Source organism: Candidatus Azobacteroides pseudotrichonymphae genomovar. CFP2 (assembly GCF_000010645.1).
GTDB lineage: Bacteria > Bacteroidota > Bacteroidia > Bacteroidales > Azobacteroidaceae > Azobacteroides > Azobacteroides pseudotrichonymphae.
Genome location: NC_011563.1, coordinates 1 through 4,149 on the forward strand (window position 1 = coordinate 1; position 4,149 = coordinate 4,149).

Annotated in this window: 3 protein-coding genes; 2 read left to right on the forward strand and 1 reads right to left on the reverse strand. The window is 44.3% G+C overall.

All coding sequences use genetic code 11. The annotated features are described in order from the left end of the window. Positions 1-9 precede the first annotated feature (9 nt). The gene (locus tag CFPG_RS05120; protein ID WP_265348103.1) at positions 10-1,122 is read left to right on the forward strand and encodes a replication initiation protein; all 1,113 of its coding nucleotides are present in this window, start codon (positions 10-12) and stop codon (positions 1,120-1,122) included. A 29-nt stretch (positions 1,123-1,151) separates the two neighbouring features. Here the strand turns inward: CFPG_RS05120 and CFPG_RS05125 are convergent, their stop codons facing one another. Beyond that, the gene (locus CFPG_RS05125; protein ID WP_012572985.1) at positions 1,152-1,565 is read right to left on the reverse strand and encodes a hypothetical protein; all 414 of its coding nucleotides are present in this window, start codon (positions 1,563-1,565) and stop codon (positions 1,152-1,154) included. Between the two features lie 197 nt (positions 1,566-1,762). On the opposite strand from CFPG_RS05125, the gene mobQ reads away from it, so the two are divergent. Next, a complete protein-coding gene (gene mobQ, locus CFPG_RS05250) occupies positions 1,763-3,040 on the forward strand; it encodes a MobQ family relaxase (protein ID WP_012572986.1) in 1,278 nt (425 codons plus the stop codon). Positions 3,041-4,149 lie beyond the last annotated feature (1,109 nt).

Here is a 4,149-nt window from a genome sequence, read left to right on the forward strand (position 1 = left end):
ATGCTCATTATGAACACAAATTACCCTGAAGAACGTCCCGGATACATCCCTGAGTATGCGGTCAAAAAAAACGCCTTGCTGCGGTCGATATTCGACCTGAGCACAAACGCCCAGCGGATGCTGGCAATGGCGTTAGCGCGGCTGCCAAAAGAGCCTAAAACTCCGGAAGACTACCGCGTCAAATTCTCCGTAAGCGATTTTTTCAAAACCTTTGGAATTGAGCGCGGAACGAACACAAACCGGCTCATTTTGAACGCCAGCGACGAATGCGCATCCAGCGTTCTCAAAATAGAGAGCCCCGATGGCGACGAACTTCAAAAATTTCCGTGGCTTTCCGAATGTACATTGCGAAAATACATAGTCTTTATTCCCGACAGGGAAACGCACGTCTCAAAATTAAATTATCACGAAGACAACGCAAAAACCGTAAAAAACCCGCCGGCGCTTTACCAGTGGGACACTGTCGTTATGGAGTTCAATCCTAAACTTTGGGAAACGCTGAAAGAATTCAAAGGCTGGTCAACTGTAGAGTTAAATGTTTTGGGAAAACTCCAATCCAAGTACGCCATCCGTTTTTACGAATGGGCTATGTCGTGGAAGGGCAAAGCGGGAAAAGACGGAAACCCGCCCGGTAAATACTGGTTTGAAATGCGCCTGGCCGACATCAGGGAAAAACTTGCCATCCCTAAATCGAAATACAAGGCAGTTAAGGAATTTAAGCGAAACGTTATAAAACTGCCCATCGAGGAATTAAACAACGCAGATATAGGGGTTAGAATAGATATAGCACCATTTAAGCGGGGGCAAGGCGTAAAACTCGACTTAATCCGTTTTGATGTTACGCTATACACGCCGGGCAAAGAAAAGCCGGCAAACAAGACTACACCGGAAGAACTGACTGAGGACACGCTTATAGAGCAATACCGGGACATTTACCAACCTGCCTACGATTTGGAAAAAGAAACCCGCATACAGCAAAGCCTTTTTGCCGAGCACCCGCGATTGCTAGAGCCGCTGGCGCGGCAAGCCGGACTGAATGCAGTTAGGGCGCATATAAAAGCAACACAAAAAAAGCGGGGGAGACCGCGAAAAGCGAGGTGCGAAAACGAGGGGACGCCCTAAAATTTGTGAAAATGGAATTTTAGAAGTCTCTATTTTCCCTCTGATGATAAAACAGACAAAATCAATTTTTTGTCATCATCATTTTTAAGTGTTTCAGCTATTTTGCCTAGCAATACTTTGTCTTTTCTTTGTTTAATGTCCGCTAAGATATAACCGCCGAGTATAATTTTCAAATGCGCGTCTAATTTGCGGTTTTTTTTACTTTCCAGAGAAAGTTTTTTGCGTTCGCGTTCCATAGCACGTTTTAGAGCCTCAGATTTTTCTTTTTTTAGAGCCGCGAGTTTAACGGCGTATTCTTGTTTTAATTCATCTACCGACTTCATAAAGTCCTCCTGCTTACAGGATAGCGCTTTGCGCACGGCTTTGCAAGCCGCTGTGATGGCGGATATAAGACCGCCATCACGGGGTAGTATGCTGACTTGCCGAACAAGGCAAGTCAGCATACTACCCCTAGCATAGAATAGCGATATATGCTATTCTATGCTAATAGCGCACTTATACAAACTAGGTCTATATATATACTATATATAGACCTAGTTTGTGTGCGGTCAGGGGTTACACCCCCGACACCCCTGTAGCAAGCAGGCTAAAGCCCGCTTGCCCGGCATAAAGTTAGATTACTTTATGCCGTATAGCATTTATGGCTATTTATCATTTGCACGCCCAGATAATAGGGCGTAGCGCCGGACAATCGGCGGTAGCCGCCGCCGCTTATCGTTCAACCAGCCGATTGGTTGACCGGAGCACAGGGGTAGAGTGCGATTACACGCGAAAAACCAAAGCGGTATCTAGCGCGATTTTAACACCCATTGATACGCCGGAATGGGCAAAAAACCGCGAGGAACTTTGGAACAGAGTACAAGAAAAAGAGAACCGGAAGAATTCACAATTTGCCCGCGAAATTGATGTAGCAATACCCTATGAACTAAAACAAAACGGAGAATTAGCCGTAAAAAATTTTTGTAAAATGTTCACCAACAGGGGTTTAGTATGCGATTACGCGATACATAAACCTGACCGAAATGGCGATAACAGAAACGAACACGCCCACATTATGATAACGACAAGAAAATTAACATCAAAAGGCTGGGGAGAAAAAGACAGGGAAGCAAACGACAAGGATTTTCTTCTTAAAGTCCGAAAATACTGGGAAATTTGCGCAAACTCCGAATTAAAAAAGTTGTATGTCGCCCAACGGATTGCTCCAAAGCCACCACTGATAGAAATAGACTGCCGGTCGCTAAAAGAGCAAGGAATAGACCGCGAGCCACAGCGTCATCAAGGAAAATACGCTACACGGCTTGAAAGAAAAAAACAAGCCATAGAAAGTTCACAACATCTCACAAACGAACAAAAAACAAAAATGAAAGCCGCTATAAATATAAAACGCGGCAAATTTGCCGGACAGCAAGAACAAATCCCCGTAGAACCCGAACAACTAAAACAACTTGAATCCGCCGAACAGTTACTAACAAAAGAAATAGAATTTCTTGAAATGCCTAAAAGCGAATGGGCGGAAAAACATCCAAAACTTGAAAAACAAATTTTAGAAAGCGAACAGATTTCCCTTATTTTTGCAATAAAAAAACACTTACCGGAAATACAGGAAAAATTCAGACAAGACGGCATAAAATTAAAAGATGAGCGGGAACTTTTAGAGAAAGTGTCGCTGGTTGACGCTAAAAAAGCGGCAAAAGAGATTTTAGAACTCGGCAATATTCAAAAAAAACACAGGCCGGATATTTTTGAAAAAATTCAGACCAGCCAACAGGAATTTTTCAAAAAAACTGAATTTTACAATTTGAAATTCATTGTCGCGGAGGTACAAGCCGCCCGCGCCGAAACCGACAGGCGCGAGCGGATAGCACAACAACAATCTAGCGCATCGCGGCAAAAATCACACAGCAGGGGGCGATAATGGCACGAGGATTGGCGCTATTGCGCCCGATGGCGTTCAGAGGTATTTTTATACCCGCTAATTTTCAGTTCTGCGCGGCGCATCCGCGCCGGCGGAAAAATTTTTAACCTTCCGGCCAAATAGTACACCGGTTTAGCAAATCGTGCTTTATTCGCTCTACCGGTTTAGCAAATCCCGGAAATCGACAAACTTGACTGCTAAGTACGCCTGGCAAGATGCGCCGCGTAAAAACTAACAGCCGCGATCACGGCAAAGATAACCGCAGTAAAAAGCGGGAAATAGTTCATAAATCGCTCCTATTTGGCAAAAAAGTCTCTAACAAACTCAAAAATACTGACTATACTTGCCGCTGTCGCTATAGTTCCGATAGCAATAAATACTCGCCACACCAAGTGCGGCGGTTTCGTGTTATCGGCTATTTGCTGCAGCAACGCTTTAATATCCGCAATATCTTGTTTGTCCACGCTTGATAATATCTCAAAAACCCGCGAAAAACAAGCCTACAAGCCCTTTTAAGCGTTTCAGGTTAAAACCCACGGCACGAAGCGGTAGAACCGCTTCTAGGGGCTTCCTCGTGCGTCTATGGGCAAATTTTCGGAGAATAGCGCCGGCATTGCCGGCGCATTTAGCCAATCGCCCATCCCTTATCCAGCCTTAATCCCGCTATCGGCTGTCGCGGCTATACCCGGTGAGCCGGTGAAAATTTGCCGATGTGGCAACGCCGGCGTGAGCCGGCTCAAAACAGGGTGGGGGGCGCGGGTTTTTGCCGTTAGGCAAAAAGGGGCGCAAGAGCCGTTAGGCTCTTTTTTTTGTTTTAATTTTTGCGAACCCCCACATGTACTTAGTACTCAAGCTTTTCTTTATAAATATATTAGTACTATTACGTGCTAGTAATCAAAAAATATTCCTCTTGAAACGCGTTCTATACGGATTGAAACGCCTATTTTACCCCTATTTTACGCAAATTTTAAAATCGGTTTTTTGTTTAAGGTGTAGGAAAGTCCACCGTAAGGTGTAGGAAAGTCCACCGATATTTATTTTAAGGTGTAGGAAAGTCCACCGATATTTATTTTAAGGTGTATTGTCTGGACATAATCATACACCTTAAA